We start from the raw sequence: 25,253 nt of genomic DNA on the forward strand, positions 1-25,253 counted from the left end.
CATGCCGGGAATTGCGCTCGTCGGTGTCGATGCTGCCGGAGGGACGCAACTCGGCTTGCAAGTGCCGTGGTTTCGCGTGAACGGCCAGCCGGTCGCGGTCAAAGGCGACAGTGTTGCGGGGCACGGCTTCCCGCCGCACGACAGCCCTATCATGGCAGAGGGAACGCCCTCGTTCCGCGTCGACGGCATCCCCGTTTGTCGGGAAGGCCACCTTGCAACGTGCGGGCACGTAACGACAGGGCGATCATTCTTTCGCATCCCATAGAGAGGCAGCTATGAAAAAGACCTATCTCATTACCGAACGCGCCGGTCGCTATGTGGCAGGCCAGCGCAAGCCGGACAGCGGCAGGATTGAGCTATCGGACAATCAGGCGGCTTACGAATTGGCGCTCGGAACTCTCGTTCTCGCGCCAGATGATACTGCTGTCGGTGCGGGTCAAGAGGAAAAGATCAAGCGGCGTAAAGCGGGAGAAACCTCGGAGAAACCGGCATGGAACAAAATGCAGCCCTCGGCGTCGACCTTAACCGAGTAACTGGAGAGCTGATCTTCGGCTGGGAACACGTTGAACAATGTATAGGTGACTTTCTTACCACCTTCTTTGGAGAACGTATCATGCGTGAATGGTATGGCTCTGTAGTACCGAAGCTCATGGGTGAAAATCTTACAACGGATACAATCGTTACTTTTTTTGCTGCGGTCACTTCTGCAATTGAACAATGGGAACCACGTTACAAGGTTACCAAAATCACGCCAATTTCTGTAAGCCGAAGCGGTGAATTCCACGTTCGTATTGAAGGCGATTACCGCCCCTTGGCGTTGATCGGTAACTTCACTTCCGGCAGTCCAAAACATTTAACAATAAGCGGCGCCGCTGGCCGAGGGTTGGTATTGATATGACCATTAATCTTGATAGCTATCCATCGCCAGATGTAATTGAAACAATCTCATTCGAGCAAAGTCTTGCTGAAATGCAAGAGGAACTAATTCGTTTATTCCCAACTATTGAGCCGACACTCGTTCTGGAAAGCTCACTTGCTAACAAGTTACTTCAAGTTGGCAGTTACAGGGAAATACTCCTAAGAGCGCGGATCAATGATGCGGCTAAGGCCAATCTGCTGGCGTTTGCTACAGGGTCAGACCTTGAGCACCTTGCAGCATTTTACGATGTTGTCCGATTGGGGGGTGAGGGTGATGAAGCGTTGCGAAGCCGCACCGTTCTCAATATTCAGGCGCGATCACCAGCAGGCGGAGCTAATTGGTATAAGGCTGCAGCTCGTCGGGCAGACGTGCGCATCCGTGATGTTGCTGTTTTCCGTGAAGAATTTTGGCCGATCATTCATGTTGCAATTCTCTCGCACGAAAACGACGGCATTCCGGATGCTGCAATGCTCGACGCTGTGCGGGACATTGTCATGAGAGATGATGTACGCCCACTCAACGATACAGTAATTGTTGAGGCAGCGGTTACAAGCACGACGGAAATTGAAGCCAATGTTTGGTTACTCCCGTCGGCTCCGTTAACTGATCTAGCCCCGCTTGAAACTGCTTTGCGTAAGGCTTGGAGTATTGAGACTGCAATTGGTTTTGATCTAACCCCGTCTTGGATCGAGGCACGCCTTCATCTGTCCGGCGTACAGCGTATAGAAATGGTTTCCCCGACAGTCCCGCTTGTTGCTGCTGCCGGTACCGCGATTGCAATTGGTAATATCAAACTCAATTACATGGGGCGCGATTACTGATGAAAGAGCGATCCGCATTGTTACCGAGCAATATGACTTTCTTAGAGAAGTCATTTTCGGATGCACTTGATCGTTCTCCGGAAATTTCTCCCGGCATTGTGGAGTTGCGCGGGTTGAAGTTTCACCCGATTGATAGGGTGATACCTTATCTTGTCGCTGAATACGGCCTCTCAGAAATTGCCGAATATCTTCCTGACCTGCGTACTGTGATTAGTGACGGGATCAAATGGCAGCGATTAATCGGTACACCTGCTGCAATTCACAAGGCGCTGGGCTGGATCAATCATGACGGGGATATTGAAGAGTTCCCCGCCAAAGCAAGCAAATGGTGGTGGTTTCAGATTCACTTACCATTTGAGGTGCGTAATACCGATTTTGTTACGCCAATCACGCATCTTGTCAAAGCATCGAAACCGCTTCGATCAGAATTTGCGCGTCTTACTGCCGGTTATGATGTTCGGGCATTTCGTCTCAATAAGCACCGACTGAATGGCGATGCAGGCTTGAACAATTGGTCCGGTATCAAGCGTTCGAATGCTGAGCCTGTGCTGTCACTCCGAGTAAACAGGCGTCAGCCTGTATTTGCTCTGCTTGACGGCGGCGTAGTTAAACGCACTCAGCATATCAGCATGATCCGTCCGGTAGTTCTCGGAATGCCGATGAGACAGCAAGGGGCAATACTGCTCAGCGGATCAGCGCGCCATATTGATCTAAACAATCAGGCGACCACTCCATTCCGCAATGCGCCGTTCAATAATCAGCCATTCGGCAAACCATCACTTATAGTTCAAAGAGGCCAATAATGCCTGTATTTACGCAAAACGGACGTGTGTTTCTCGCACGCGCTTTGTACGACAGCGTCATGTTCCTGGCCGTTGGTCAGGGTGATGCGGCATGGGATAACCTGCCTCCTCCGGCAAATGCCGAGGAACAAATGCAGTTAGATGCCGAGATGTCTGCGCAAACCGGTTTGGTTGCTCAGGTGGGCGTAACCCGGCTGCGTGAGAAATATTACGTCAAACCTGATCCGGCCGGTACCATTATTATGGCGGATGGTGCTGCTTACAGCAAAAGCGTTGACCCCACAGCGCATGTATTCGTGCGTTTCCAATTGGATTTATCCGATGCTGTAGGAACAACGCTTCGCGAAGCGGGCATCATGATCGGCACTGCTTTCGCTGCCGGTGTGCCAGAGGGGCAAATGTTTATGCCCAACATCGAGATCACCAATATTGGCACGATGATTCAGGCCGACCGTTTTCAGCCTATTGTGCGTGACGGGTCTATCAGCCAATCCCTGACATTCGTCATAACCGTCTGAGAGGCGACATGAACAGCATTATCAAGCGCCCTGGCTATGGTGATCGACATGACCGTAGCCGGCGACAGCACGCTATTGCGTTTCCAGATCTTGGGCGTGATCATCAGGGCATCTATCTTCAGTCAACTGACATGAATGAACTGCAGTCACGCGCGCTGGATCAGGTGCGTCGTGTCGGTGATTACATCATTCAAGACGGCCGTATCATGGACGGCCAATATCCTATTGTGGATGCACCGGACGCGGACCATATTCGTGTCCGACTTCCTGCCTGCCCAATCTATATGCGTGGTCTGGTACATGATGTTGATGAGACTGTTTTCGTACTGCCCAACACAGGTGAATTGGTAATTGGTGTCCGGTCACAGGAAAACCTTGTAACCGATATCGAAGACAGCAGCCTGAAAGGCTCTGTACCCGGCACTGAAGCCTTTATGGAAGAAGGCGCTGCACGCGTTGAGATCATTCTGACGTGGGGGCACTCGCTCGAAACTGACCCACGACCTTTGCAGTCAGTATTTCAGGTGCGGGATGGTAAAATTCTAACCGTTGAAACCAATACCGATCAGTCAGAAATCTACAAAAGTTTGGAAAAATATTCGCGAGAGAGCAATGGCTCCTTTGTGAATACCGGCTTTGATGTGACAGCTGTCGGTTTGAATGGTGCTGGTAAACAGGTGTTGTCCATTGCCGAAGGTGTGGCCTATGTCAGCGGTCGCCGGATTGTACGTCAGCAGTCAATGCGTGTTGAGGTCACTGAAGAACCTGATCTGCGCAATGTTGATGCCGAGCCGCACCCTTTCACAGAAGCGACTGGCGGAAAGCAGATTTTCAAGGTTTCCAAAACACCGATTGAAAGTGTCCGCCGTGTTGTGGTTGAAAAGGAAACGACAGAAACGGTTCTTCATGGTCCTTTCTCGGGTGCGGTTGATCCTCTGCAGCATCCGTCAGTCACAGCCATTCTTGAAATTAAACAGGGTGGCACTGTTTATACATCACCGGCCAGCTGGATACTGTCGCAAGGCCAGATCGACTGGTCACCGAACGGCGCCGAGCCGTCCCCCGGTTCAAATTACACGGTAAAATACCGTTACAATGAAAACATTCAGCCGGACGCTGTTACCCGTGACACAGTCACAGTGACGGGCGCGGCGAACGGTACCAATGTTCTGCTGGACTATGCCTACAAACTGCCCCGCATTGATGCCCTCTGCCTCGATATGGCAGGCGCACCAGTCTATATCAAAGGTGTGTCGGCTGTATCCCGTCCGCGTCGGCCAGTTATTCCGGAAAGCATGATCGAACTGGCACGTCTCCATAACGATTGGGGGCGTCCGCCAGCTGTTCAACCCTCAGGTGTACGTAACGTGCCATATGATGAGATCACGGACATGCGCACAGCAATCGTTGATCTTTATGATCTGGTTGCTCAGGAGCGTCTCAAGAATGACGTCACTGGCCGTGATGTCGGCGCAAAACGCGGCCTGTTTGTTGATCCGCTCCGTAATGATGCGATGCGGGATCAGGGTATTCCGCAAACAGCAGCGGTGTTCGGTGGGAAAATGACGCTGCCGATTATACCACGGCTGCATGAGTTCCCGTCGTTTGTCGGCATCCGATGTCTTGCTTACACGGAATACCCGATCATCACACAGCCACGTCGTAGCAGCTCAAAGAAGATCAACCCGTATCAGACATTCACACGAATGCCCGGTCGTGCAAGCGTCGAGCCTTCGACCGATATTTTTACGGATCTGCAGACGGGCTGGACTTCACCGCAAACGCAATCCTTTGAAGCCCCTGAGGGTGAATATATCTCAGGAATTTCTCTGGAGCAGCGCGTTGAGAAAATCGGTGAGCGTATCGTGCAGGCAGAGTTTGTTCGTCAGCGCGATGTTAATTTCAGACTGGAAGGCTTCATTGAAAATGAAAAGCTGACTGCTCTGGAGTTCGACGGTATTGCACTTCCGGTTACTGCCTACGCTCCGGCAAACGCAGATGGTGTTATTTCAGGGATATTCGCTATCCCTGCAAATGTACCATCAGGTTCAAAGACGGTGTTCTTTGAAGGGTCTGCGAATACTCGCGCATCCTGCACCTATGTTGGCCGTGGGGAGATCACCATTGAAGAATACCGGCTTGCATCAGCCTTGGAGACTTCATCCAAGACAATGCCGCAGCCGGTGATCAACAACACGGTGATTAACAACATCACCAACGTCAACAACGTCAGCGAACGAGGTGGCGATGGTGGCCGTGGTGAAGGCCGCGATCCTCTGGCACAGACATTTACTCTCGTGAATGCAAGGTGTCTCTCTGCGATCCGTTTGTGGTGCGCAAAGAAAGGATCAAATACCAATGCTGTGCTCGTACAGATCAGAACGTGTGAAGTGGGTATGCCAACTTCTATCGTTCTTGCAGAAGCATTTGTTCCTGCCACTGATCTGACTGAGGGCGAACAGTTTGTCGCGCGCTTCCGTTTTCCGGTTTATCTGGAAGCCGGGCGTGAATATGCATTTGTTGTCCTGACAGATGATGCTGAGCATTCGCTCTATACAGCGGAAATCGGCAAGATCGATATCGACACGGACGAGGTGATCACCGGTCAGCCGTTCACGGTTGGCGTGCTGTTGTCATCCTCCAATGCATCGACATGGACTGTTCACAACGAGGCAGACCTTTGGTTTGACATGTTGGCCTGCAAGTTTGATCCGGTCGAGCGGGTGATCCCTATCGGCAGTTTCAAAACCTTGAAAATGTCAGACATGATCGTTCGTGCCGGCGTTGAAATCCCTGATCCGGAAGCCGAGGTGCTAATTCGCCTGACCCGTTCAGCGCGTAATGAGATCATCACCTCTGCCCCTTCACAAATTCACCAGTTCGCGGATTACATCCAGAACGAAGATATTGTGGTGGAAGCGGTACTTCGTGGATCAGAGCATGTAACCCCGTTCCTGTTCCCTGATGTTCAGATTGTGGAAGGGGAATTACAGCCAACGGCTGACTATTACACCCGCGCTATTGATGCCACTGACACCAATAAAGTGTTGGTGACATTCGATGCGTTCCTGCCAGCAGGATCGGGCGCACAGGTCAGCATCGGTGCTCCGGGCAGTTATGTTCAGGTCAATGTATCCAGTGCAACGCCCTTGGGCGACGGTGTGGTTGAGCAGACTTATATCCGCGCTTCCTATCCCGCAAACAACCTTGATGCGCAAACAAAGGTCGTAATCACCGGCACGCCAGCGGCTCGGCCGGAAATCAAAAGCATGCGCATGTTGCTTTCAAAGGTGTAAAATATGGCAAATGAGAAGACGCCAAATTATCATTGGGATATCCCAAACCCATACGGGTTACAGATCGTTGAGATGATTAAGGTGGCGTCCACATTCGGAGCCATCGACAGCCGGTTCAAGGCTTTTGAGGATGCTTATATAAGCCATAAGCATTCCTTTGCGGATATCACTGACAGACCGACCACGCTCAATGGTTATGGCATTACGGATGCCATCACCACAGATCAGGTGAGAAGCGAGATTGAGACATCACAAGCTGCTCAGCAATCAGTTATTGATCAAAGCATTCAGTCACTCACTAACAGTACGGCTGATGCTCTCGCACTAAGAGTGCGTGTTGATTCTGTGCAGGCCTTTACCCTTGCTCAAAAATCGCGGGCGCGTCAAAATATTGATGCGCTCGGTACCGTTGACAGAGGTGTTCCAAACGGTGTGGCAACACTTGATGCCGCGGGTAAAATTCCATCGTCTCAGCTGCCACCGGTAGCAATTGCCGATACGTTTGTTGTCAATTCGCAACCCTCCATGCTGGCCTTGGTTGCTGAACGTGGTGATGTTGCTGTACGGACTGACTTGAAGAAGACGTTCATCCTACGCTTAGAGCCGGCTACAGTGTTGGCTAACTGGCAGGAAATGCTTACGCCGACGGATCAAGTGCTATCTGTTAATGGGCAGACAGGTGTCATCAACCTGTCTGCGGAAGATGTTGGAGCTGCTACTCCCGCACAGGTTGCGGCTAAGTTGGATCGCAATAACCCTAACTTTACAGGACGTGGAATTGGAACGCATCTTTCTCTGAGAAATGGGAATAGCGACGTCAATCGAAACCTTTTGGGCTTTGGTTTTACAGGTGATGCCGACGATACCCAGAAATGGATACTTCGGTCAGACGGTGTTCTCGTACTCTGCAAGATGAACCCTGCAACGGGGGCTTGGGAACGTGACCTCTTGCAGGTTCATCCGACCGGAGTGGTACAAGCAGCCAACACCTTAAAAGTTTCTGGAGCGGAGGTTCACACTAACGGTAACGTTTCGGGGGCGATGTGGGATTTAACCGGCACTCTGGATCTCTGGAACTACATCAATAAAATGACGTGGGGCAAAACCTCTGTTGAGATTGGCTTTGCCGTCTTCAATAATGAGGACTGGCCATGGCGAGAAACTGTCGCACCTTGGACTAAATGCTTAGCCTTCTGCGTTTCAAAAACTGATGGTGGCTCAACAGATAACCGAAGACGCCCACGCAATTTGGAGGGGCAACATGATTGGGGATGGGAAACTTGGGCGCAGATGATTGGCGGCGCGGATCAGTCGGGTGTTCCTGTAGATAAAAACGATCCTCACGTTCGGTCAAGCCTTACAGTGGCCTATACCACTATGGGAAGGTTTAGAGTGAACGCAGGTTGGGGGCGAACCTCCGAACGCATAGTGTTTCTGCGTGTTGCCTAAGGGATAAGATATGAAAATTTTCTATAATCCGACAGACGGTGTTTACACGTCAGCGACGGACACCCCGATCAACGAAGATGACATTGTTGTTCCGGCACGGCCACCAGAGAAATCAACCTATCATCCGGAAACTAATAGCTGGACGATTGATCCGGTTGAGCCGGAAATACCTCTGACACCCGAAGAGCAGCGCGCCCTGATGCCGCCACTTGAAAAATGGCGTTTCGATACGATTATCGATAGCCGCCCCGGACTGCGTGACAAAATCGAATCTGCGATTGACCGCAATATTTCTGACCTGCTCCAGAGAGTGACGGTACGGAATAAGTTTCGCAGTGTAACGCAGTTTTCCCGATTGGATCCTATGTTCCCGTTTCTTGCCTCAGACCCTGATATCAATATCAGCGATCTGGAAATTGATGAAATGTGGCGGCAAGGCTTGGCTCTGACATAGCCAACAATGATCACAAGTCACTGAACACACCGCCCTTGAGGCGGTTTTTTATTATTTAAACATAACAGAAAGGCACGCTTCGGCGCGCCTTTTTTATTGCTCGGCGGGGTTCCCGCCTCAACAGGAGAAGAGGAATGAGCGATCCAGTCTTCGGCTTGTCGATTACCCAAATCGATAACGAGCCGCGCCCGGCGATTGTTACGAATATGTCGATTGTCGGCCTTGTGTTTACTGCACCGGCCGCCGATGCAACTGAGTTTCCGCTTAATGAGCCGGTTCTTTTTTACTCGTCAGACGATGCAAAGCTCGCAAAATGGGTAAAACCGGCACCGGCTACAACGCCGTAAAACTCATTAACCAGCAGCTTGGTCAGTTACAGGCGGCGGCGACTATTGTCGGCGTTCGCGTAACTGAAGGCGCTGCTCCGGATGAAACTATCGCCAACCTGCTTGGCGATATCAACGCACGCACCGGTATGTATGCACTTCTCAATGCAGGTGCGGAGCTTGGCATTACGCCTCGTCTTATCTGCGTGCCCGGATATACATCACAACTTGCGCCTGCGGCGGATGCAAATGCGATAATTGCAGGCCTTCCGACTTTGCTTGACCGCCTACTTGCTGTGGCTGTGGTTGACGGTCCCGCAACGGACGAAACAGCGGCTAGCGTATGGCGTGCTACAATCCAGTCGAAGCGCATAATCCCTGTCGATGTGGCGGCTAAGGTTATCGATGATGTCGGCGACGTTGTGACCGTCCCAGCATCCCCAGCAATTATTGGTATTGCGGTGCGCCGCGACCATGAGTTTCAAGGACGTCCGTTCCATTCGTGGGCGAACCAGCCGGTTCATGGAATTGTTGGCCCGTCCCGTCCAATCGAATTCTCAATCCTCGATGGCGCGACCGAAGGGCAACAGTTTTTGTCGAAAAACATCGGCATTATCGTACGGGGCGAGAGCACCGACGGCGCCCTTGCTGACGGCGGGTTCCTCTATGTCGGTACGGACACTTGTTCCGAAGATACGCTTTGGCAGTTCTATAATCAGGTGCGAGGCCGCGATTACATTCATCTGATGTTTATCAAGACCCTCCGCTTTTTCCTCGGCCGTCGCAATATTGACCGTGGGACAATTGAGGACATTCTCGCCACCATGAAAGGCGGGCTTCGCGATATCCAAGCAACGGGCGATCTCCTCGGCTTCCGTGTGAATTTCACGCGCGCCACCAATAGTCCTGAGCAACTGCGCCTGGGCCGGTTTACCGTCGCCTTTCAGGCGGAGGAGCCGCCAGTCCTGCGCTATCTCGGTATCCAGTCAGCGCATTATCGCCCTGCGCTCGATGCGCTCCTCGACGACCTGCTCACCAGCCTCGACGCTTAATCAGGTTCGTGCGGTGGTCTAGCGCCACCGTTAACGTTTCTCGATTTTTAGGGAAAAATCGTCATGTCAAATATCTATATTATGGAAGCGGCGAACCTTTTCGTTGGCGACCACGATCCCCAGAACTCAAAGTTTTTGACGCTGGAAGAATTAAAGCTTCCAGATTTGCAGGAAACACTTGTTGATCACAATCCGGGCGGCGGCAAAGTTTCCGTCGAATTTGGGGTCGGCGTTGAAAAGCTCGAACCGACCTTCAAGCTGAAGGGTTGGGATATGCCGCTCCTGCGCTCGTTCGGCCTCGGCAGCACGATCCGGAAAAACTTCACCGCGTATGGTGTTATTCGCAATAAAAAGAATGGCAAGGCTCTTGAAGCGAAAGCAATTATGGAAGGGCGTCTTTCCCGTGTTGCGCCGGATGCGTTTACGCGCGGCGAAACGATGGGGCACGAATACGCGATCAATGAAGTTCTGCACTATGAACTTTTCTTTGATGGCTCCGAAGAACTCTATTGGGATTTCTTCACCAACACGCTCCGCCTAGGTGGTGTCGATCCCGATCCGGATTTCAACAACATTCTTCGGATCAGCAACGGCAGTTAATCGTTTATATCTCCATAAGTCCGCCGCAAAGGCGGGCATTTTCAGGGCAAGAAAATGAATAAGCACGATCTCAAGTATCCTATTACGGTGAACGGGGCGACGATCTCCTCCGTCACGATCCGTCGTCCGAATGGCGGGGACATGGTTGCCATTGGCGATCAGGTTGCGGAACTGATGAAGTTCTATTCGTCTAACGCGAAAGCCTCGCAAGAGTACGTCCTCGCCGAAGCGGCTGCAAAGCTGTCCGGAACGGGAACAGATCTTGAGGCTATCGCGGCGAAAATGACCCCGCCGACGAGCGCCGTTTTCTCTGCAATGGTTGATATTGCCAGTCGCTTGGCTGGCCTTGGCGAGGCAGCCGCAGAGCTGGATGTTACAGACCTGCAAGACATTGCAGGGAAGGCACTCAACACGGGGGAAGCTCCGGGGCGTGGGACAGTGGAGACTGGCGACGCGTAATCGCGCTTGCTGCTGCAAACACCAACACGCCCCTAAGTTTCTTTCTCGATCTGCCGATCAAAGAACTTGTTGATTGGCTCGAAACAGCTTCGAAAATTCCGCAGAGGCGTATCTAAATGGCTAACCTTACCTCAATCCTTACCGTCCGCTTGATCGATGCCGTTACGGCTCCGGCGCGTGCGGCCGCGAATTCGATCCGCGGGATCGGGACGGCGGTCGATAGCACGAACGCACGCCGTCTCGCTATCGGCGGCGCGATTAATACGATGGTGACGGACGTTGGTAAGGCTACGGATCGCCTTCGCCGGAACTTTAATAATATGACTAGCGGGCTTTCTATGCCCGCTAGTTTCCTCACGTTCTTCGGTGCCCGCTCGGTTTATGACTTTGAGAAAACGTCGAACGCCTTGCAGGCCGTCACCAACGTAACCGACGTGCAGCGCAAATCGATCCAGAGTTACGCGAAAGAGCTAAACGAGCTTTTCCCCGCGACAAACTCCGAGATCATGAAGGGCACTTTTGAACTCGGCCGCGCCGGTTTTAAGTACGAACAGATTATGGGTTCCATGAAAGGAATGCTTAATCTCGCGCTGGCCGGTGACATTGAAATTAAAGAAAGCGCGGATATTGCTACGAACGTCCTGACAGCGATGCGTCTGCCTATGAAGACGGTTGAGCAGGCTTCGGAAAGCCTGACCCGCGTAAACGACGCTCTCGCCTATGCCGCGTCAAACTCGAATACCGACGTGCGCATGATGGGCGAAACCTTCAAGTATGTCGGCCCTATGGCTGCGGCTGCGGGTATGTCCATTGAGGAAGTATCCGCCGCGTCAATGGTTATGGCGCGAAATGGTATCCGTGCGAGTGAGGCCGGTGTCGCAATGCGATCCGCTCTCGTTCGTATGGTTCGCCCGACAAAACCAATGCTCGCCGCTCTTGAGCGTTTGAACATCAACGTCAACGACTTTGTAAAAGGCGGACGTCAGATCAGCGCACAAGATATTGTCTCCTCGCTCGCTGTGGACGGTATTGATGCGACTTCATACGCAAAGCAGATTGAGCAGGTTCTCAATGACCCTTCGCTCAAAAAATCATTGAGCAAACTTACCGAGAAGCTGACGAACGTTATCGGCGGCGACGGCTCCGTTATGGATAAGTCGAAGCTCGCCGAAACGATTACTGAGGCTTTGACGGCCGCAGGCTCCGAGGTCGATTTCTTCGGGTTTATCCGTACCCTTCGCGAGAAGGGTGCCGACCTCGGCGATATCGCTCGCGTCTTCGACGCTCGGCAGGGTTCGCGCTTGATTACGCTCCTCGCTGGCGATCTCGATAAAGCTCTGTCTGATGTTGAGAATGGAGCTAAAGGCGCGACCGACCGCATGGCTAAAATCATGATGAAAGGTATCGTCGGAGATTGGGCGGCGTTCACTGCATCAATCGAAAACCTGTTCGTAACGCTTGGTGAAAGCGGCGTTCTCAAGACCGCCTCGGAGGCTATCAAGTGGGCGGCAGACGGGTTAAAATCTCTATCTGAGAGCAATCCTAAACTGCTAGAGTTCGGGACGTATGCGATCATGATTATGGCCGCTCTCGGCCCGATTGCTATCATCGGCGGCGGCGTGATCTCATTCTTCCTGTCGCTTGTCTCGCTGATGATGCTCGCCACCAAGTTCGGGCGTGGAGCGCTTGCTGTTGCCGCTGCAACAATGGGTGTTACGGGGGCGACAGCAGCGGGCGCTGCGGGCACGGCTGCGGCAAGCGCTACGGTTGCCGGTGCAGCAACAAAAGGAACCTCTCTTTTTGGTAAAGTCATCAAGGGAGCAGGCGTCGTTGGTACAGCGTACACGATTAACGAAATACTCGGTGCTATAGACCCAGAGGGCAATCTATGGGGGCTTACGAGCGGAATTGATGCGTGGATGAAAGAAAAGACGGGCATCGACCCGTCAAAGATCGGCGCAAGCGAACGCGTCGCCCCGCAAGTATCACCTGAGGAAGGTCGCGCCCATGATCTTGCCGAATGGCAGGCTCGACAGGCCGCGATTGATACTCGCCTCTCGCAGATCGAAAAGAATACTCACCCGTCTATGCGCGACATGCCAAACATGGAGCGCGAGAATTTGCAGGCAGAGCGGACAATGCTCGACCAGCAAATTAATGACATGACGCCGCAAGGCGACGCGGCGGGCGGTGCTTCGGCAGCAAACGAGACAATGGGGGCGTTCAACGCGGCTTTTGATGTTCAAGCGGCCGAGGCAAGGGCGAAAGCCGTTGCTCTCGCGCGAGAACTTCAAGCGATCCTCTCGACCACGATAAGCCCGACCATACGGCCAAAAATGGATATGTCGGCAATTTCAGGCGTCCATGCGGATATAGGAGTTGAATAATGCTTATGAACTTCGGAGCCTTAAAATTCGAGGTCTGGCCGTTCAACCCGACTGCAACAAGTAGCGAGAGCGGCGGTGAATATGTCGAAAAACCAATAATGGGTCGACGTCCGCCGCTCGAATTTGTTGGAGAAGCGGCTGAGAATTTTACGATCTCAGTAAAATTATTCCCTGCCAAGCTCGGTGGCCTTGGATCATTAGAGCAACTTCATACAATCCGCAGAAGCGGTATGCCCCAATATCTCATGCGTGGCGACGGTGTTCCTCTCGGATGGTTCGTGGTGACGAGCGTTGGGGCTGAAAGCTCCTACCTCGATGCGAAGGGCGTCGGGCAAGTGATCGACGTTGACATATCTCTGCGGCGCGCAGATGCGCCGCAGGATGCCGACTTCTTTGCAACAGTGATAGGAATGCTCGGATGATTTACACCGGCAACACGGAAACCGTCGTCGTAAAGGGTGAGGCAATTACCCTTTCCCTGCTGGTCTGGCGTCGGTTCAAGCGGCAAAGCATGGGTTTTGTCGAGCGCGTCCTCGATATGAACCCCGGCCTTGCCGATATCGGCCCGATTATTCCGGTCGGAACCTCTATTCGCTTCCCGATTGACGCTCCTGAATTGAAAAACAAAGAGCGAAACGTCGTCCATCTTTGGGATTGATCTATGAATACAACGGTTCGCAAGACGACCTGCATCGTCATGGTTGACGGGCAGGATATTTCAAGCGCGCTCCTCCCCCGTCTGATAAATCTAAGCATTACAGATAAGGCGGGGGTGTCGAGCGACACGATACGGATTGAGCTTGATGATGGAGTGGGCGCGATCCTTTTGCCAAGCGAGGGGGCAATTCTGAGCGTTTCCCTCGGCTCAAATGACACCGGTGCCGCCGTGGTCTTTCGTGGCGTCGTCGATGAAGTCCGCTCCTCCGGCTCCCGCTCTGCCGGTCGTGTGCTCTCAATCTCCGGAAAGGGATTTGACGCGCAGGGCAAGGCAAAGCAGCAACAGCAAAAGCATTGGGACGGTACGAACCTCGGCGATGTATTCTCGGAGGCAGCAAAGCTCGGCGGGATTGAAAACGTCCGCGTCGATGAAGAACTGAAATCTATCATCCGCCCTTATTGGGCGATGCAAGGCGAGAGCTTTATCCATTTCGGAGAGCGGGTCGCCCGCGAGATCGGCGCGACATTCAAGATTTCGAATGACGTTGCAATCCTCGCGAAACGAAACGGCGGGCGCTCGGCTGGAGGCCAGCAGCTTGCCGTTGTTCAGGCTGTTTACGGCGAAAATCTTATCTCGTGGGATATCGCACCCGTGACCGGTCGCCCTCGTTACTCGAAGGCTAGAACACGATGGTACGATAAAAAAACAGGGACGTGGAAAACCGAGGAAGTCGAGATCGAGGACGAAAAAGCCAATGCCGAATTTACGAGCCGCTATCCGGCCGGAGACGCGGACGAGGCAAAGCGCAACTCGGAGAGCCGGAAGGCCGACAGCGAACGCGGCAAGGGAGAAGGGTCAATCACGATTGATGGCAATTCGGAAGCACAGCCAGAGGGAACGGTCGTTCTTACTGGCGCTCGCCCAGGTATCGATGGGACATATCGAACTGAAACCGTCCAACATGATTTTTCCCGCAATACAGGTTGGATAACGCGTATTGATCTAAAGCAACCTAGTGGGGATGCCGGCAAGGATAAACGGAAAACCTCTGGCTAATCAACATCTCTTTAATAAAGAATATTCTTACAGCCTCTAGCAATAACATTAAGCCCGAATGCATCGTTTCGGGCTTAATGCTTAACAACTAAACTCGTAATTGGTCGTTATTTGAAAGTGCAGAAGCCGACCAAGGAATTGGAGGATTAGGTATATCTAGTATGTCACGTTTACTGGCGAATCCCTTTATCGCGTTTCGTGCCGCTATTACTGGTTTTACCCCGTCATAGGCATCACAACATGCCTTCCAGGCAGTTTCATAAATGAGGTCGCGATCGTCTTCGGGCCATTCATGTAAGAACATAAGTGCATCGTAAACGTTGGTAAGTTCTAATGTCAGATAACGTCCTTTTTTAATGTAAACTGGTTTGTCAAACAAACGGTCGCTCACAGAAACCTCCTATTCTGAACGAAGAGTTGGGATGACGGTTTCGATTTAGTGATAGAAATCATTTTTTCAAGACAGATCTTGATAGAGCGATATACCTGCCTTGGTTTAATCAGTTTCAATGCGGCTGTTGACCATGGAACATTCTTCCTTTGCCTCTGTTGTATTAATAGGAGGAAGTAAAATGGATGGCCAAGAGTATATCTCAGTATATTATTTATTAATTTCAATATTAGTGATCGCTGTTTTTATGTTGGTGTTTTCTATGTGGCAAATGCGAAAAAATTGCTGGCGCGATAAGGATAAAAAATAACATAAGAAACCTGATCGGAACTTTCCTAGCCTCCGCCAGTTTACAATACAGGAGGCAGATTATGAAAGTTTATGAGTATATTTCTATCTATAATGGTGCAGTCGCATTAACTACAATAACAGTTGTGATGATTGTCTTTTTGACATGGCAAATGCGTAAGCGACGCAACAAAAAACAACTGACATCAAAAGAATAAATCATACCCCGCTTATGCGGGGTTTTTCTTTTAGGAAGGAACGCTATGCGTGAGACCTTAACGACCGCGCTTGACTTGATCTTTGGTCATGAGGGCGGATATGTGAATAATCCGAAAGACCCGGGCGGCGCTACAAAGTACGGCATAACACATAGGACGTTGGCAGCACACCGCGGCGTACAAAGTGTTACGCCTGCGGAAGTGAAAACACTGACCAAAGAAGAAGCTATCGTGATTTACCGGCGCTCTTATTGGGTGCAATCCGGCGGCGATCTGCTTCCGGTTGGTATTGATTTTATGGCTTTTGATTATGGTGTGAACAGCGGTCCCGCACAGGCGGTTAAATCGCTGCAGCGCGTGGTTGGTGTGACTGCGGACGGCATTGTTGGCGGCCAGACTGTCGCTGCGGTTAAAGCTTATAAGGGCGATCTGATCGGCGCTTATGCGGCTGAGCGTCTTCGGTTCATGCGGACGTTGAAAACATGGCCGGTGTTCGGTAGGGGCTGGCGCGAGCGGGTGGTGAGCGTGGAAGCGCAAGCACGTCAGCTCGTCAAAGGCAAAGTGACAATTACTGACGCGTATACTGCTTCAGCCAAGGCCAACCCCAAAGACCAATCTCTCACAGAAACCTTAAAAAAACCAGAGGCGTGGGCATCGATTGGCGGTCTTTTATCCGGTCTTGGCGGCATGGCTTCCGGATCGGGGCCGATCCAGTGGGCGCTTGCAATCATCATGGTTGGAGCGTTCGCTACAGGTGCATATTTCCTTATTAAGCGCATGCAGGATCAGGCGGCATGAGGATCAGTCTTCAACACATCACAGGTGCGGTCATCGGAGGGGCAGTTTCAGGCCTCTTTTTTTATGCGCTCGGACAACATGACGGCAAGCAGGATGCAGCACTCAAAGTTGCACAGGCCGTCACACAAGCAAATCAGAACAGGGCAGGGATTAATGAGGAAGTTGGGAACATGGACAGCTACAGCCTTTGCCGTGAGCTTGGCGGGGTGCGCGACGAGTGCGAGCAATTGCGCAGGCTGGCAGAAGATTAACCTTAAACCGGAAACGGCGGTTTATCTGGCGGGCAATGACATGAATGCAGGCAAAAGCATTGCCGGTCACAACGCCTATGGGAAGAAAGCGGGGTGCTGGTAATGGAGGATCCATTAACTTCATATGGGCTTAAGGCGTCGGTTGTTATTGCAGGGTTCGCTGGCGGAGTACTTCGCGCTTTATCACACCAAAACTATACCTTTCGTGAGGCTGTAGCATCACCTGTATGTGGTGCCCTCGCGGCTGGCTATCTCACCAGCCCGCTAGTTCACTATCTCAATGCTATTCATTTCCCACTACCGCCCGATGATGGTACCAATGTGACAATTCATGCTGGAGCATTTCTTGTAGGCATCTGCGCAATGTGGATAAGCGATGCTATTTTTGAGCTCATCAGCAGGTGGATTAAAAAACAATAGGTACAGGTATAGCAGGTCGTAAGTTTAACCTTCTGCTTTGAATTTTAATGCTTCCTTCAGCAGCGTTTTTCTATCTCGCCCAAATTTTTTAATGAGCTCTTTCGCTTGTAAAGGGGAGACGTCAGTATTTTCAGCTAAAAATTTGACGTCCTCATCTTCAGTTAAAGGTGTAGTATTTTTATCATCGGTCATAATTTATTCCTTTAATATCATTCACCTAATTGAGTATTTTTAGCTTATATTCACTCAAGGGTCTTTGCAGCTCTTTTGCAATTTCCCATGGCGCTGTCATCCACATATTGAATTCTTCCAGCTCAGTCAGAATGACTGGCATAGCTTTTGGGTGGATAGGGGCGACGACTGAATTCGGTTCACTGGTCAGGAATGCAAACAGGGTGTGATTTTGCTTGCCCTCTGATGGCTTTCTAACACCAATCCATTCTGTCCAGATGCCTGCGAAGAAAAACAGTGGTTCCGTTTCATCAATTGCAAACCAGTGCAGCGGCTTCTTTCCTGTCTTCGGGGCAGGCTCCTGTGCATACTCGCTGAATGATGTCGCCGGAATAAGGCACCGATTTGCAATGGTCAGCCATTGCTGCCAATGACGTGACGAGATATTGCGCACATTGGTAATACCTTTGTCAGCTGCGCCTTTGACATACATTTGTGGGGTTGGCATGCCCCATCTGCTTAATGCTAACTCTGGTCCATCCAGATTGTTGCGCAATATTGGCGCCGGATAATCAGGGTAGATATTTTCATCAAATGATGCGCCGTTTGTTAGATCAATATATGACCCGACGGCCTGCTTCAGCTGAGCACTATGCATTTTAATATTATAGATATTGCACATTTCACCCTCCGCTTCTTTAGAAACGCAGAAACGTACTTTTGGTTCAAATCGCGAATATCAACGGCACATCAAATGATAGATTAAGGTTGTGAAACGCGCTGATGAGGTTCGTTTTGCATAATTTGATTGTTCTGTAATTTTTAAAAAAACAGGAACCCAACGCTTGCGAATGCATTTACTTACACGAACACCAAAGCATGGTCATCACAGAATCGCAGGAAAATCAGAGTGCATAAAGATTATTGAAAAGAACTATCATGGAAAATAAATCAAAAAAGCTAAAAATATGGGAGACTGCAGCTTTCAGCCCAGATCAAGGCATAGGAACAAAGTTGCGGTCACTATACAACTCTCTAAGAGATGAGGAAATACCTGAGAACTTAATGAAGTTACTAAATGAATTGGATAAAGCAGAAAAATCTAAATAAAGATTTAAGTGGTATTGCTGGGAGATGTTTAACTATGAGTGACAATCCGTCGTGTTTTAAAAAGAGCCTAATAGAGTCGCTGCCGGATTTGCGCGCTTTTGCAAGATCTCTTATTAGAAATGCGGATAAGGCTGATGATTTGGTACAGGATACAATTTTAAAGGCGTGGGCAAAACAAGATTCCTTTGAAGTTGGCACGAACATTAAAGCTTGGCTTGTCACAATACTGCGCAATGAGTTTTATAGCCAGATGAGGAAGCGTGGACGTGAAGTGCAAGATAGTGAAGGCACTTATAGTAACGCCATGGCAATACATCCCGCTCAATATGGTTCACTGGATTTAAAGGATTTTCGAAAAGCGCTTGATCTACTCCCTGACGATCAGCGTGAGGCGATCATCTTAATAGGCGCATCAGGTTTTTCTTATGAAGAGGCCGCTGAAATCTGTGATTGTGCAATCGGAACCATAAAAAGTCGTGTTTCAAGAGCAAGGTCACGATTACAAGAGTTACTTGAGATCGAGAGCCTCGGACATTTTGGCCCGGATTTATCGTCCGCTCATGTAGCTCTTAGGAGTTTTGTATAAGGACTCCTTAAAAAATAATATTAAAGTCGCCCTGCAGTGTTTTTAAGAGACATTCGTATCAGTTGATGCTTAAAAGCAAGTTATGCAACTGCCTCTTAAGCCTTTTGGTGATTCCTTTGAATAATGTTCAATACTTTTTATCTGAGGTTGGAATATCAGCGGATGAAATAAGGGCTTTTGATTGGTCGAAAACACCACTCGGTGATCCTGAAAAATGGCCAGTGCAGTTAAAGACGACTGTCCAGCTTATGCTCGCATCACGCTTCCCAAAAGCCATTGTCTGGGGTGAAGAGTATACAACCCTCTATAACGATGCATTCAGAAATATCCTTGGTGCCAAGCAAAATTGCATGGGACAATCTTTCAGAGATATATGGAGTGAAGCTTGGCCAAATATTGAGCCAATGATACTTGATGCCTATCAGGGTAAGGCGACATTTATCGAAGATTTCCCGTTAGTTATTAATCGTCACGGTTATCCAGAAAAATGCTATTTTACATTTTGTTATAGCCCGATCATTGATGAAACGGGGCGTGTTTTGGGCATGATTGATACCGTCATTGAAATGACGGAAAAAGTCGAAGCTGTTCAGAACGCCGTCGTCATTAATGCTGAATTATCCCACAGAATTAAAAATACATTCAGTGTGGTTCAAGCGCTAGTAAATCAAACATTTCGTAAAGCTGATTTAAAAGAGGCGGTTCCAGTGTTTTCACGAAGGCTTCACGCTTTAGCAAAAGGACATGAAATTTTACGCTTGGGCGGCACCTCTAATGGAACAATTGAGCAAGTTATCACGTCGGTTTTTGAATCTTTAGCTAGTAAAAGCAAAATAGTTTTAGAAGGGCCTCAAATTCTGATCGGTCCTAAAGGTGTAATGTCGACTTCACTACTAATAAATGAACTGACTACGAATGCTATCAAATACGGTGCTTTATCAGTCCCTGATGGCTCCATATTAGTTAATTGGAGAGTCAGCAATGAAGGTGATACTTCCACATTAATTTTAGAGTGGCGTGAGCGAAATGGGCCGATAGTCAAAGTTCCGACTACAAAAGGTTTTGGCTCACGTTTAATTAAAATGGGGCTTATGGGGATTGGCGCTTCAAATGTTTATTATAATGAAGATGGTTTGCATGCCGTCTTTACCGCGCCATTCCAACAAATCCAAGAAGAAGGTAGGCTATACAGCTCTGGAAGCCGTTTGACACGATAGTCGGGCATTAACGGAGAAGAGAATGATCTCAGTCAGGTCTCAGTTATCTGGTATTCACATCTCATGAGGTGTGAACATCATAACTTTTGAGATTTTATGTATTTCGGGATAATGAACCGCACCGGGTTTGCCGGAGACCCCAACTCGTGAGAAGTAGGGTCTATGACAAGCAAAACGACGAACAAATTCTCTCCTGAAGTCCGTGCCCGCGCGGTTCGAATGGTGACGGAGCATGAAGCCGAACATCCCTCCCGCTGGGCGGCGGTATCATCGATAGCGGCCAAGATCGGCTGCTCGGCGCATACGCTCCATGAATGGGTGAAGAAGGCCGAGGTCGACAGCGGCAAGCGTGCAGGTTTGCCGAGCGACGTCGCGGAGAAGATGAAGGCTTTGGAGCGGGAGAACCGCGAGCTTCGTCAGGCGAATGAGATTTTACGCAAAGCCTCTGCGTATTTTGCCCAGGCGGAGCTCGACCGCCCACTGAAGCGATGATTGCTTTCATCGACGAACACCGCTCAAGGCTCGGGGTCGAGCCGATCTGCAGGCTGCTGCCGATTGCCCCGTCCACCTATTATGAGGTCGCCGCCAAGCGCGCGGACGTGGATCGCCTGTCGGCCCGCGCCCGGAGCGACATGGCCATGAAGATCGAGATACGCCGTGTGTTCAACGAGAACTTCCAGGTCTATGGTGCGCGCAAGGTCTGGCGGCAGTTGCAACGAGAAGGCTTCGACATCGCCCGCTGCACCGTCGCTCGGCTTATGAGAATGATGGGGCTTCAAGGCGTCATTCGCGGCAAGCCAGTCAGAACCACTGTGCCGGACAAAGCAACTCCATGCCCGCTTGATCGCGTGAACCGACACTTCTTCGCACCCGCACCAAACATGCTGTGGCTTTCTGATTTCACGTATGTGGCCACTTGGCAGGGTTTCGTCTACGTCGCTTTCGTGATCGATGCCTTCGCTCGCCGTATCGTCGGTTGGCGGGCAAGTCGGACTGCCCATGCAGGCTTTGTGCTCGATGCTCTTGACCAGGCGCTTCATGATCGGCGGCCCGCCCATCGTGGCGGACTTATTCATCATTCCGACAGGGGCTCGCAATACGTGTCCATTCGCTATTCCGAGCGACTGGCGGAAGCAGGCATTGAGCCTTCTGTCGGAAGCGTTGGCGACAGTTACGACAACGCTCTGGCCGAAACGATCAACGGTCTTTACAAGGCCGAGGTCATCCATCGACGGGGACCGTGGCGCAACTTCGAAGCCGTGGAGTTCGCCACGCTCGAATGGGTCGATTGGTTTAACAACCGCCGCCTTCTGGAGCCCATCGGAAACATTCCGCCCGCCGAGGCCGAAGAACGATACTATGCCATGCTGGACGCGCCAGCTATGGCCGCATAACTTAAACCAAACGGTCTCCGGCAAATACGGTGCGGTTCATAATTTCCTATACCATTCATTGATCTGCTCTCTTACCTGTTCAGGTGTTAGATTGTAGCGCTGTTGTATTTTATGCTCCAAAGCATTCTGTTCGCCAGCTATTTCGTCTAGTTCCTCAGATGTTATGTTGCCCCATTGTTCACGGATGTTTACTTTATAACGCCGCCAGTCCGCTTTGATTTCATTCCAGTCCATTCATCTCTCCCAAGCTCTTTTGTAACATGTGCTGAACAAGGCATATGGCTCCTTCCGAAATTTTAATCGGGCATGCTATGTTCATTGGTTGTATTTGAATCCATGATGCTCTCACTTTCAGAAATATAGCTTCCATAAATTTCTGCGCCGAACCAAACCAAAGCAACAATAATCATGCTTGAGATTAAGACGATGAGAACAGGCCGGCCTTTTTGACCCTGCCGAGCTTTTTGCGGTGGAATTTCTTTCATGGGACACTCCTTCGGTTAGAACCTTTGATTGGTTAACTAACGGAAGGAGGGTTCTGTTCCCAAAAAAGAAAATCGGAAACTGCTATTTTGAAGCGTTCTGTGGTATAATATTGCTTCAATAGCCTAAGTTGAACGCATATGTGGAACATGTAAATAACGAAGGGCTCAGCCTATGCACATCGCAATTCGCCAAGATAATTCGCACACCAATGATTGATATCATTTTCCTGCAGGTGCTTAATCATAGAAGAATAACGATATTGTCGTTCATTCTGGGACATGTTCAATGCATGACGAATAGCCTGCGAAACGGACTCTTTGTCGTAAGGGTTGACCAGCAGAGCGCCGTCCAGTTCGCGTGATGCGCCTGCAAATCGAGAAAGCACTAATACACCAGGGTCGTTTTTATCTTGTGCTGCAACATATTCTTTCGCAACCAAATTCATACCATCCCGAAGCGGTGTTACTAATCCGACCTTTGCGTGACGATACAGGCCTGCGAGAATATTGCGATTTAATGAGCGGGTAATGTAACGGATAGGCGTCCAATCTACAGCAGCAAGTGCGCCATTGACGCGACCGGCATATTCAGCCACCATACTTTGCATCTCAGCATATTCCGGTACTTCTGAACGGGACTTTGGTGTCACCTGCAGAAAAGTTACTTTGCTTTTATACTCGGGATTGTTCTGTACGAAATGCTCAAATGCTTCTATTCGGTTTGTTATTCCCTTTGAATAATCAAGACGGTCGACCCCGATAATGAGGTCTCGTCCTGTCATGCTTTCGCGCATACGCCGGACGAGGGCACTCTTTTCTGACCGTTGGGCAGTGTCAGTGAATTTATCTGTTTCAATACCAATCCCGAATTTCCCGACTTTAAATTCATGACTGCCGGTTTTGAACCGGTTTTCGCCTAAGGGAATAGCAATATTTTCCCGCGAGATGCAGCCGGTGAAGTTTTCAAGGTCATAATCTGTTTGAAAGCCAATCAAATCATAGGACACTAACCCCCGCATAATGGTTTCATGAACAGGGAGTGTGAAGACGATATCTGCCGAAGGCCAAGGGATATGGAGGAAAAAACCGATCCTGTTTTTAACACCTAAACGGCGTAGTTCCGCAGCCAGAGGGATGAGATGGTAGTCGTGAACCCAAATAATATCATCAGGCTGAATAAGTGATTGTAACTGTTCAGCAAAAAGACGATTGACGCGGAAATAACCAGCCATATCTTTTCGCTCATAATCAATGAGATCCAGCCGGTAATGACACAGAGGCCATAGCATACGGTTAGCGAAACCGGCATAATACTCATCAACATCGGTGCTGGCTAAATCCAACAGCGCATATTCAGTATTATCGTGTTTTTGAATGTTTAGCTGAGGTTGCTGTAGGTTATCGGATATTACCTTTCCGGACCAGCCCATCCAGAGGCCGCCCTTTTCCTCCAGTGCAGCTTGCAGAGCAACAGCAAGACCTCCGGCCGGCGCATTCCCATGTTTATCCGGCAAAGAAACCCGGTTCGATATGATAATTAGTTTTCCCATTTTAATGGCTCCTGACTGTTTATACTTTATTTGTAGGATGATTGATGGCGGGGTCGGGAACTCTCAGGGTTCCTTGTGCTGCAATGACTTCGGTGAGCCAGTTTCTGAGCGCGGAAGGCGACGATATAAGGCTCATTGCACAACTTTGTTGGAGTGATGCGCCGATTTTCACAGATGCGCCTGAATATTTGTGCGCTGCAGCAAACATAGCTTCATCGGTTAAATCATCACCAAAAGCGATTGGTATGCGAGACTGGAAAGCCGGTTTAGCCATGAAGTGATCTAAAGCTGAACCCTTGTCAGAACCGGCAGGCCGTAATTCAGCAACCATTTTTCCATGTTGCACAGTCCAGTTCTCGTCTGTTATTGAAGCTGCTTTATTGATTATATCCGTGGTCGTTTTCTGCAGGCGGGGATTGCTTCGATAATGCAACGCCAGAGCGACTTCTTTATCTTCCACTTTTATATCCGGATAATCAGTAAGCGTATCTTCGATATAGCGTTTCGCTGTGCGAAAACTATCGTCGATTTTAAGCCCTCTTATACTCCCGTCGCTGTTACGAATTTGAGCGCCATGCAGGCCTGCAATTTCAAAGCTATGGGAGGGAAATATTGTATCAACAAAGCTGACCGGACGTCCTGTTATGAGAGCTAATGCGCCGTCAAGATGCCAGTGCAAGTGAGATAGAATGTCATATAATTGTTGCGGAAGTTGTATTTTATCCGGTGCTGCGGCGATATCCAGCAGCGTTCCGTCTAAGTCAAAGAAAAATGCATGCTTTGATAGTGAGCCTTTATCATTTTTCAAATGGCTTAACTCAGGGATTAAACCTTGATTGTATTCAATGTTTTCCCTTGTTAGGGTAGTACTCATTGTCTGTGTTACCTTTACTGAAAAAGAAACAGCGACCAATTTTATAAATAGATCAGTTTTTGCTCATCCAAAGGACGATGGAGCTGCTTGGCAGTGTCCCAAGGAGCCGTCATCCAGACATCCAGCTCATCTGTGTTGGTCAGTATAACCGGTAGCGAAACGGGAGTGTCTTGATCTCTGAGAGAGGATGCCTCTGTCGTAAGAAAAGCAAAAAAACTATGGCTTTTCTCACCCTCTTGCGGGTCGCGGGTGCCAACCCATTCTGTCCATATGCCGGCAAAGAACAGTAGGTTTCCGGTCGTGTGTAGTGACAGCCATCGGGCATTATTGCCGGATAAAGGGGTGGACTTATGTGTTTGTATGCCAAAGGCTATGGCCGGTATCAGGCAGCGATGAGCAACAGTCTGCCATTCCTGCCAGTGAGCTGCGTTACTGTGCCGGATGTGTGTGATCCCTTTATCATTTTTGTGTTTTACGGCTTTGTCGGGAGAGGGCATGCCCCAGCGACTAATTCCGAGTTCAGGACCATCTAAATTATTACGCAAAACAGGGGCAGGAAAATCCGGATAAATAACTTCGTTAAAGGACCTTCCGTCTGTCAGATCAATATAAAAGCCTACAGACATTTTTAAATCTGCAGGAGTGAACCGGGTAGCATAAATATCAGACATAACTCCTCCTCTCAGAGATGTTTGATGATAT

34 protein-coding genes and 1 other annotated feature are annotated in these 25,253 nt (G+C 50.0%); of the genes, 26 read left to right on the forward strand and 8 right to left on the reverse strand.

Annotated features, from left to right (window positions below; translation table 11 throughout):
* The first annotated feature begins 1 nt into the window (after position 1).
* The 17 genes from KHQ09_RS18575 (at position 2) to KHQ09_RS01490 (ending at position 14,798) form a co-directional block, all read left to right on the forward strand.
* Entirely contained in the window at positions 2–265 is a 264-nt protein-coding gene (locus tag KHQ09_RS18575; protein WP_213600167.1) for a PAAR domain-containing protein, read from the forward strand.
* Between the two features lie 10 nt (positions 266–275).
* Positions 276–533, forward strand: coding sequence for a hypothetical protein (locus tag KHQ09_RS01420; RefSeq protein ID WP_151159504.1), 258 nt, complete (start codon positions 276–278; stop codon positions 531–533).
* On the forward strand, positions 491–898 hold the full coding sequence (locus KHQ09_RS01425) for a GPW/gp25 family protein (protein ID WP_151159505.1): 408 nt from the start codon (positions 491–493) through the stop codon (positions 896–898). Before KHQ09_RS01420 ends, KHQ09_RS01425 begins: the two co-directional genes overlap by 43 nt.
* Positions 895–1,740: a baseplate assembly protein gene (locus KHQ09_RS01430; RefSeq protein WP_213600168.1), complete on the forward strand. Its 846-nt coding sequence runs from the start codon at positions 895–897 to the stop codon at positions 1,738–1,740. The genes KHQ09_RS01425 and KHQ09_RS01430 overlap by 4 nt, the downstream gene beginning before the upstream one ends.
* Entirely contained in the window at positions 1,740–2,543 is an 804-nt protein-coding gene (locus KHQ09_RS01435; RefSeq protein ID WP_213600169.1) for a phage tail protein, read from the forward strand. Before KHQ09_RS01430 ends, KHQ09_RS01435 begins: the two co-directional genes overlap by 1 nt.
* Positions 2,543–3,061, forward strand: a complete 519-nt coding sequence (locus KHQ09_RS01440) for a hypothetical protein (RefSeq protein ID WP_213600170.1) — start codon at positions 2,543–2,545, stop codon at positions 3,059–3,061. Before KHQ09_RS01435 ends, KHQ09_RS01440 begins: the two co-directional genes overlap by 1 nt.
* Positions 3,062–3,069: 8 nt before the next feature.
* Positions 3,070–6,357, forward strand: a complete 3,288-nt coding sequence (locus KHQ09_RS01445) for a DUF4815 domain-containing protein (protein WP_213600171.1) — start codon at positions 3,070–3,072, stop codon at positions 6,355–6,357.
* 3 nt (positions 6,358–6,360) lie between these two features.
* On the forward strand, positions 6,361–7,806 hold the full coding sequence (locus tag KHQ09_RS01450; protein ID WP_213600172.1) for a hypothetical protein: 1,446 nt from the start codon (positions 6,361–6,363) through the stop codon (positions 7,804–7,806).
* Positions 7,807–7,816: 10 nt separating this feature from the next.
* Positions 7,817–8,260 carry a hypothetical protein gene (locus tag KHQ09_RS01455; protein ID WP_213600173.1) on the forward strand — a complete coding sequence of 148 codons (444 nt, stop codon included), beginning with the start codon at positions 7,817–7,819 and terminating at the stop codon, positions 8,258–8,260.
* 134 nt (positions 8,261–8,394) lie between these two features.
* Positions 8,395–8,607 (forward strand): hypothetical protein, encoded by a 213-nt coding sequence (locus KHQ09_RS18435; protein ID WP_238481517.1) that lies wholly within the window; start codon positions 8,395–8,397, stop codon positions 8,605–8,607.
* Positions 8,574–9,638: a phage tail sheath family protein gene (locus KHQ09_RS01460; RefSeq protein ID WP_238481518.1), complete on the forward strand. Its 1,065-nt coding sequence runs from the start codon at positions 8,574–8,576 to the stop codon at positions 9,636–9,638. Before KHQ09_RS18435 ends, KHQ09_RS01460 begins: the two co-directional genes overlap by 34 nt.
* 63 nt (positions 9,639–9,701) lie before the next feature.
* Positions 9,702–10,238: a phage major tail tube protein gene (locus KHQ09_RS01465; RefSeq protein ID WP_151159513.1), complete on the forward strand. Its 537-nt coding sequence runs from the start codon at positions 9,702–9,704 to the stop codon at positions 10,236–10,238.
* A gap of 54 nt (positions 10,239–10,292) precedes the next feature.
* A complete protein-coding gene (locus tag KHQ09_RS01470; protein WP_151159514.1) occupies positions 10,293–10,697 on the forward strand; it encodes a phage tail assembly protein in 405 nt (134 codons plus the stop codon).
* A 116-nt stretch (positions 10,698–10,813) separates the two neighbouring features.
* A complete protein-coding gene (locus KHQ09_RS01475; RefSeq protein ID WP_213600174.1) occupies positions 10,814–13,084 on the forward strand; it encodes a phage tail tape measure protein in 2,271 nt (756 codons plus the stop codon).
* Positions 13,084–13,506 carry a phage tail protein gene (locus tag KHQ09_RS01480; RefSeq protein WP_116088426.1) on the forward strand — a complete coding sequence of 141 codons (423 nt, stop codon included), beginning with the start codon at positions 13,084–13,086 and terminating at the stop codon, positions 13,504–13,506. Before KHQ09_RS01475 ends, KHQ09_RS01480 begins: the two co-directional genes overlap by 1 nt.
* On the forward strand, positions 13,503–13,742 hold the full coding sequence (locus KHQ09_RS01485) for a tail protein X (RefSeq protein ID WP_213600175.1): 240 nt from the start codon (positions 13,503–13,505) through the stop codon (positions 13,740–13,742). The genes KHQ09_RS01480 and KHQ09_RS01485 overlap by 4 nt, the downstream gene beginning before the upstream one ends.
* 3 nt (positions 13,743–13,745) lie before the next feature.
* Positions 13,746–14,798: a phage late control D family protein gene (locus KHQ09_RS01490; protein ID WP_213600176.1), complete on the forward strand. Its 1,053-nt coding sequence runs from the start codon at positions 13,746–13,748 to the stop codon at positions 14,796–14,798.
* An 88-nt stretch (positions 14,799–14,886) separates the two neighbouring features.
* On the opposite strand, the gene KHQ09_RS01495 is transcribed toward KHQ09_RS01490, so the two are convergent.
* Positions 14,887–15,189: a DUF982 domain-containing protein gene (locus KHQ09_RS01495; protein WP_075656829.1), complete on the reverse strand. Its 303-nt coding sequence runs from the start codon at positions 15,187–15,189 to the stop codon at positions 14,887–14,889.
* A gap of 133 nt (positions 15,190–15,322) precedes the next feature.
* On the opposite strand from KHQ09_RS01495, the gene KHQ09_RS01500 reads away from it, so the two are divergent.
* The 5 genes from KHQ09_RS01500 (at position 15,323) to KHQ09_RS01515 (ending at position 17,164) form a co-directional block, all read left to right on the forward strand.
* Positions 15,323–15,499: a hypothetical protein gene (locus tag KHQ09_RS01500; RefSeq protein ID WP_170265251.1), complete on the forward strand. Its 177-nt coding sequence runs from the start codon at positions 15,323–15,325 to the stop codon at positions 15,497–15,499.
* Positions 15,500–15,560: 61 nt separating this feature from the next.
* Positions 15,561–15,695: a hypothetical protein gene (locus KHQ09_RS18500; protein WP_272491729.1), complete on the forward strand. Its 135-nt coding sequence runs from the start codon at positions 15,561–15,563 to the stop codon at positions 15,693–15,695.
* A gap of 45 nt (positions 15,696–15,740) precedes the next feature.
* Positions 15,741–16,493, forward strand: coding sequence for a glycoside hydrolase family 108 protein (locus KHQ09_RS01505; RefSeq protein ID WP_213600177.1), 753 nt, complete (start codon positions 15,741–15,743; stop codon positions 16,491–16,493).
* A complete protein-coding gene (locus KHQ09_RS01510) occupies positions 16,490–16,744 on the forward strand; it encodes a hypothetical protein (protein WP_083647139.1) in 255 nt (84 codons plus the stop codon). The genes KHQ09_RS01505 and KHQ09_RS01510 overlap by 4 nt, the downstream gene beginning before the upstream one ends.
* A gap of 102 nt (positions 16,745–16,846) precedes the next feature.
* Complete coding sequence (locus KHQ09_RS01515; RefSeq protein ID WP_151159518.1) at positions 16,847–17,164, forward strand: hypothetical protein; 318 nt, start codon at positions 16,847–16,849, stop codon at positions 17,162–17,164.
* Positions 17,165–17,188: 24 nt separating this feature from the next.
* Here the strand turns inward: KHQ09_RS01515 and KHQ09_RS01520 are convergent, their stop codons facing one another.
* Together KHQ09_RS01520 and KHQ09_RS01525 are read right to left on the reverse strand one after the other, a co-directional pair.
* Positions 17,189–17,356, reverse strand: coding sequence for a hypothetical protein (locus KHQ09_RS01520; RefSeq protein ID WP_170265252.1), 168 nt, complete (start codon positions 17,354–17,356; stop codon positions 17,189–17,191).
* Between the two features lie 25 nt (positions 17,357–17,381).
* Entirely contained in the window at positions 17,382–18,017 is a 636-nt protein-coding gene (locus KHQ09_RS01525) for an SOS response-associated peptidase (RefSeq protein WP_151159519.1), read from the reverse strand.
* A 257-nt stretch (positions 18,018–18,274) separates the two neighbouring features.
* On the opposite strand from KHQ09_RS01525, the gene KHQ09_RS01530 reads away from it, so the two are divergent.
* The 4 genes from KHQ09_RS01530 to KHQ09_RS01545 all read left to right on the forward strand — a co-directional run bounded on the left by KHQ09_RS01530 (position 18,275) and on the right by KHQ09_RS01545 (position 21,642).
* Positions 18,275–18,445 carry a NepR family anti-sigma factor gene (locus KHQ09_RS01530; protein WP_170265253.1) on the forward strand — a complete coding sequence of 57 codons (171 nt, stop codon included), beginning with the start codon at positions 18,275–18,277 and terminating at the stop codon, positions 18,443–18,445.
* 34 nt (positions 18,446–18,479) lie between these two features.
* Positions 18,480–19,031, forward strand: a complete 552-nt coding sequence (locus KHQ09_RS01535) for a sigma-70 family RNA polymerase sigma factor (protein WP_116088542.1) — start codon at positions 18,480–18,482, stop codon at positions 19,029–19,031.
* A gap of 116 nt (positions 19,032–19,147) precedes the next feature.
* Positions 19,148–20,248 (forward strand): PAS domain-containing sensor histidine kinase, encoded by a 1,101-nt coding sequence (locus tag KHQ09_RS01540; RefSeq protein ID WP_238481519.1) that lies wholly within the window; start codon positions 19,148–19,150, stop codon positions 20,246–20,248.
* Positions 20,249–20,410: 162 nt separating this feature from the next.
* A protein-coding gene (locus tag KHQ09_RS01545; RefSeq protein ID WP_213598922.1) for an IS3 family transposase occupies positions 20,411–21,642 on the forward strand; the annotation gives its coding sequence in 2 pieces (ribosomal slippage) (positions 20,411–20,702 and positions 20,702–21,642; 1,233 coding nt in all).
* Positions 20,695–20,811, forward strand: a sequence feature (AL1L pseudoknot). (Overlaps the previous gene by 117 nt.)
* Before the next feature lie 36 nt (positions 21,643–21,678).
* Here KHQ09_RS01545 and KHQ09_RS01550 read toward each other — a convergent pair.
* The 5 genes from KHQ09_RS01550 to KHQ09_RS01570 form a co-directional block, all read right to left on the reverse strand.
* A complete protein-coding gene (locus KHQ09_RS01550) occupies positions 21,679–21,876 on the reverse strand; it encodes a CsbD family protein (protein ID WP_213600178.1) in 198 nt (65 codons plus the stop codon).
* A 62-nt stretch (positions 21,877–21,938) separates the two neighbouring features.
* Entirely contained in the window at positions 21,939–22,127 is a 189-nt protein-coding gene (locus KHQ09_RS01555) for a hypothetical protein (protein WP_022709810.1), read from the reverse strand.
* Between the two features lie 170 nt (positions 22,128–22,297).
* On the reverse strand, positions 22,298–23,677 hold the full coding sequence (gene otsA / locus KHQ09_RS01560) for an alpha,alpha-trehalose-phosphate synthase (UDP-forming) (protein ID WP_213600179.1): 1,380 nt from the start codon (positions 23,675–23,677) through the stop codon (positions 22,298–22,300).
* Positions 23,678–23,696: 19 nt separating this feature from the next.
* Positions 23,697–24,551 carry a trehalose-phosphatase gene (gene otsB, locus KHQ09_RS01565; protein WP_151159521.1) on the reverse strand — a complete coding sequence of 285 codons (855 nt, stop codon included), beginning with the start codon at positions 24,549–24,551 and terminating at the stop codon, positions 23,697–23,699.
* A 41-nt stretch (positions 24,552–24,592) separates the two neighbouring features.
* Positions 24,593–25,222, reverse strand: coding sequence for an SOS response-associated peptidase family protein (locus KHQ09_RS01570; RefSeq protein ID WP_213600180.1), 630 nt, complete (start codon positions 25,220–25,222; stop codon positions 24,593–24,595).
* Positions 25,223–25,253: the final 31 nt, after the last annotated feature.

Origin of the sequence: Pseudochrobactrum algeriensis (assembly GCF_018436245.1) — a bacterium.
Lineage (GTDB): Bacteria > Pseudomonadota > Alphaproteobacteria > Rhizobiales > Rhizobiaceae > Pseudochrobactrum > Pseudochrobactrum saccharolyticum.

Bases quoted from the DNA above. Each gene is read 5' to 3' on its own strand.
- KHQ09_RS01470 (WP_151159514.1), top strand. From the start codon at position 10,293: ATGAATAAGCACGATCTCAAGTATCCTATTACGGTGAACGGGGCGACG.
- KHQ09_RS01445 (WP_213600171.1), top strand. From the start codon at position 3,070: ATGAACAGCATTATCAAGCGCCCTGGCTATGGTGATCGACATGACCGT.
- KHQ09_RS01535 (WP_116088542.1), top strand. From the start codon at position 18,480: ATGAGTGACAATCCGTCGTGTTTTAAAAAGAGCCTAATAGAGTCGCTG.
- KHQ09_RS01420 (WP_151159504.1), top strand. From the start codon at position 276: ATGAAAAAGACCTATCTCATTACCGAACGCGCCGGTCGCTATGTGGCA.
- KHQ09_RS01530 (WP_170265253.1), top strand. From the start codon at position 18,275: ATGGAAAATAAATCAAAAAAGCTAAAAATATGGGAGACTGCAGCTTTC.
- KHQ09_RS18500 (WP_272491729.1), top strand. From the start codon at position 15,561: ATGAAAGTTTATGAGTATATTTCTATCTATAATGGTGCAGTCGCATTA.
- KHQ09_RS01435 (WP_213600169.1), top strand. From the start codon at position 1,740: ATGAAAGAGCGATCCGCATTGTTACCGAGCAATATGACTTTCTTAGAG.
- otsA (WP_213600179.1), bottom strand. From the start codon at position 23,677: ATGGGAAAACTAATTATCATATCGAACCGGGTTTCTTTGCCGGATAAA.
- otsB (WP_151159521.1), bottom strand. From the start codon at position 24,551: ATGAGTACTACCCTAACAAGGGAAAACATTGAATACAATCAAGGTTTA.
- KHQ09_RS01450 (WP_213600172.1), top strand. From the start codon at position 6,361: ATGGCAAATGAGAAGACGCCAAATTATCATTGGGATATCCCAAACCCA.
- KHQ09_RS01475 (WP_213600174.1), top strand. From the start codon at position 10,814: ATGGCTAACCTTACCTCAATCCTTACCGTCCGCTTGATCGATGCCGTT.
- KHQ09_RS01520 (WP_170265252.1), bottom strand. From the start codon at position 17,356: ATGACCGATGATAAAAATACTACACCTTTAACTGAAGATGAGGACGTC.
- KHQ09_RS18435 (WP_238481517.1), top strand. From the start codon at position 8,395: ATGAGCGATCCAGTCTTCGGCTTGTCGATTACCCAAATCGATAACGAG.
- KHQ09_RS01430 (WP_213600168.1), top strand. From the start codon at position 895: ATGACCATTAATCTTGATAGCTATCCATCGCCAGATGTAATTGAAACA.
- KHQ09_RS01425 (WP_151159505.1), top strand. From the start codon at position 491: ATGGAACAAAATGCAGCCCTCGGCGTCGACCTTAACCGAGTAACTGGA.
- KHQ09_RS01460 (WP_238481518.1), top strand. From the start codon at position 8,574: ATGGGTAAAACCGGCACCGGCTACAACGCCGTAAAACTCATTAACCAG.
- KHQ09_RS01525 (WP_151159519.1), bottom strand. From the start codon at position 18,017: ATGTGCAATATCTATAATATTAAAATGCATAGTGCTCAGCTGAAGCAG.
- KHQ09_RS01550 (WP_213600178.1), bottom strand. From the start codon at position 21,876: ATGGACTGGAATGAAATCAAAGCGGACTGGCGGCGTTATAAAGTAAAC.
- KHQ09_RS01555 (WP_022709810.1), bottom strand. From the start codon at position 22,127: ATGAAAGAAATTCCACCGCAAAAAGCTCGGCAGGGTCAAAAAGGCCGG.
- KHQ09_RS01515 (WP_151159518.1), top strand. From the start codon at position 16,847: ATGGAGGATCCATTAACTTCATATGGGCTTAAGGCGTCGGTTGTTATT.
- KHQ09_RS01500 (WP_170265251.1), top strand. From the start codon at position 15,323: ATGGAACATTCTTCCTTTGCCTCTGTTGTATTAATAGGAGGAAGTAAA.
- KHQ09_RS01510 (WP_083647139.1), top strand. From the start codon at position 16,490: ATGAGGATCAGTCTTCAACACATCACAGGTGCGGTCATCGGAGGGGCA.
- KHQ09_RS01465 (WP_151159513.1), top strand. From the start codon at position 9,702: ATGTCAAATATCTATATTATGGAAGCGGCGAACCTTTTCGTTGGCGAC.
- KHQ09_RS01505 (WP_213600177.1), top strand. From the start codon at position 15,741: ATGCGTGAGACCTTAACGACCGCGCTTGACTTGATCTTTGGTCATGAG.
- KHQ09_RS01480 (WP_116088426.1), top strand. From the start codon at position 13,084: ATGCTTATGAACTTCGGAGCCTTAAAATTCGAGGTCTGGCCGTTCAAC.
- KHQ09_RS01485 (WP_213600175.1), top strand. From the start codon at position 13,503: ATGATTTACACCGGCAACACGGAAACCGTCGTCGTAAAGGGTGAGGCA.
- KHQ09_RS01455 (WP_213600173.1), top strand. From the start codon at position 7,817: ATGAAAATTTTCTATAATCCGACAGACGGTGTTTACACGTCAGCGACG.
- KHQ09_RS18575 (WP_213600167.1), top strand. From the start codon at position 2: ATGCCGGGAATTGCGCTCGTCGGTGTCGATGCTGCCGGAGGGACGCAA.
- KHQ09_RS01490 (WP_213600176.1), top strand. From the start codon at position 13,746: ATGAATACAACGGTTCGCAAGACGACCTGCATCGTCATGGTTGACGGG.
- KHQ09_RS01570 (WP_213600180.1), bottom strand. From the start codon at position 25,222: ATGTCTGATATTTATGCTACCCGGTTCACTCCTGCAGATTTAAAAATG.
- KHQ09_RS01440 (WP_213600170.1), top strand. From the start codon at position 2,543: ATGCCTGTATTTACGCAAAACGGACGTGTGTTTCTCGCACGCGCTTTG.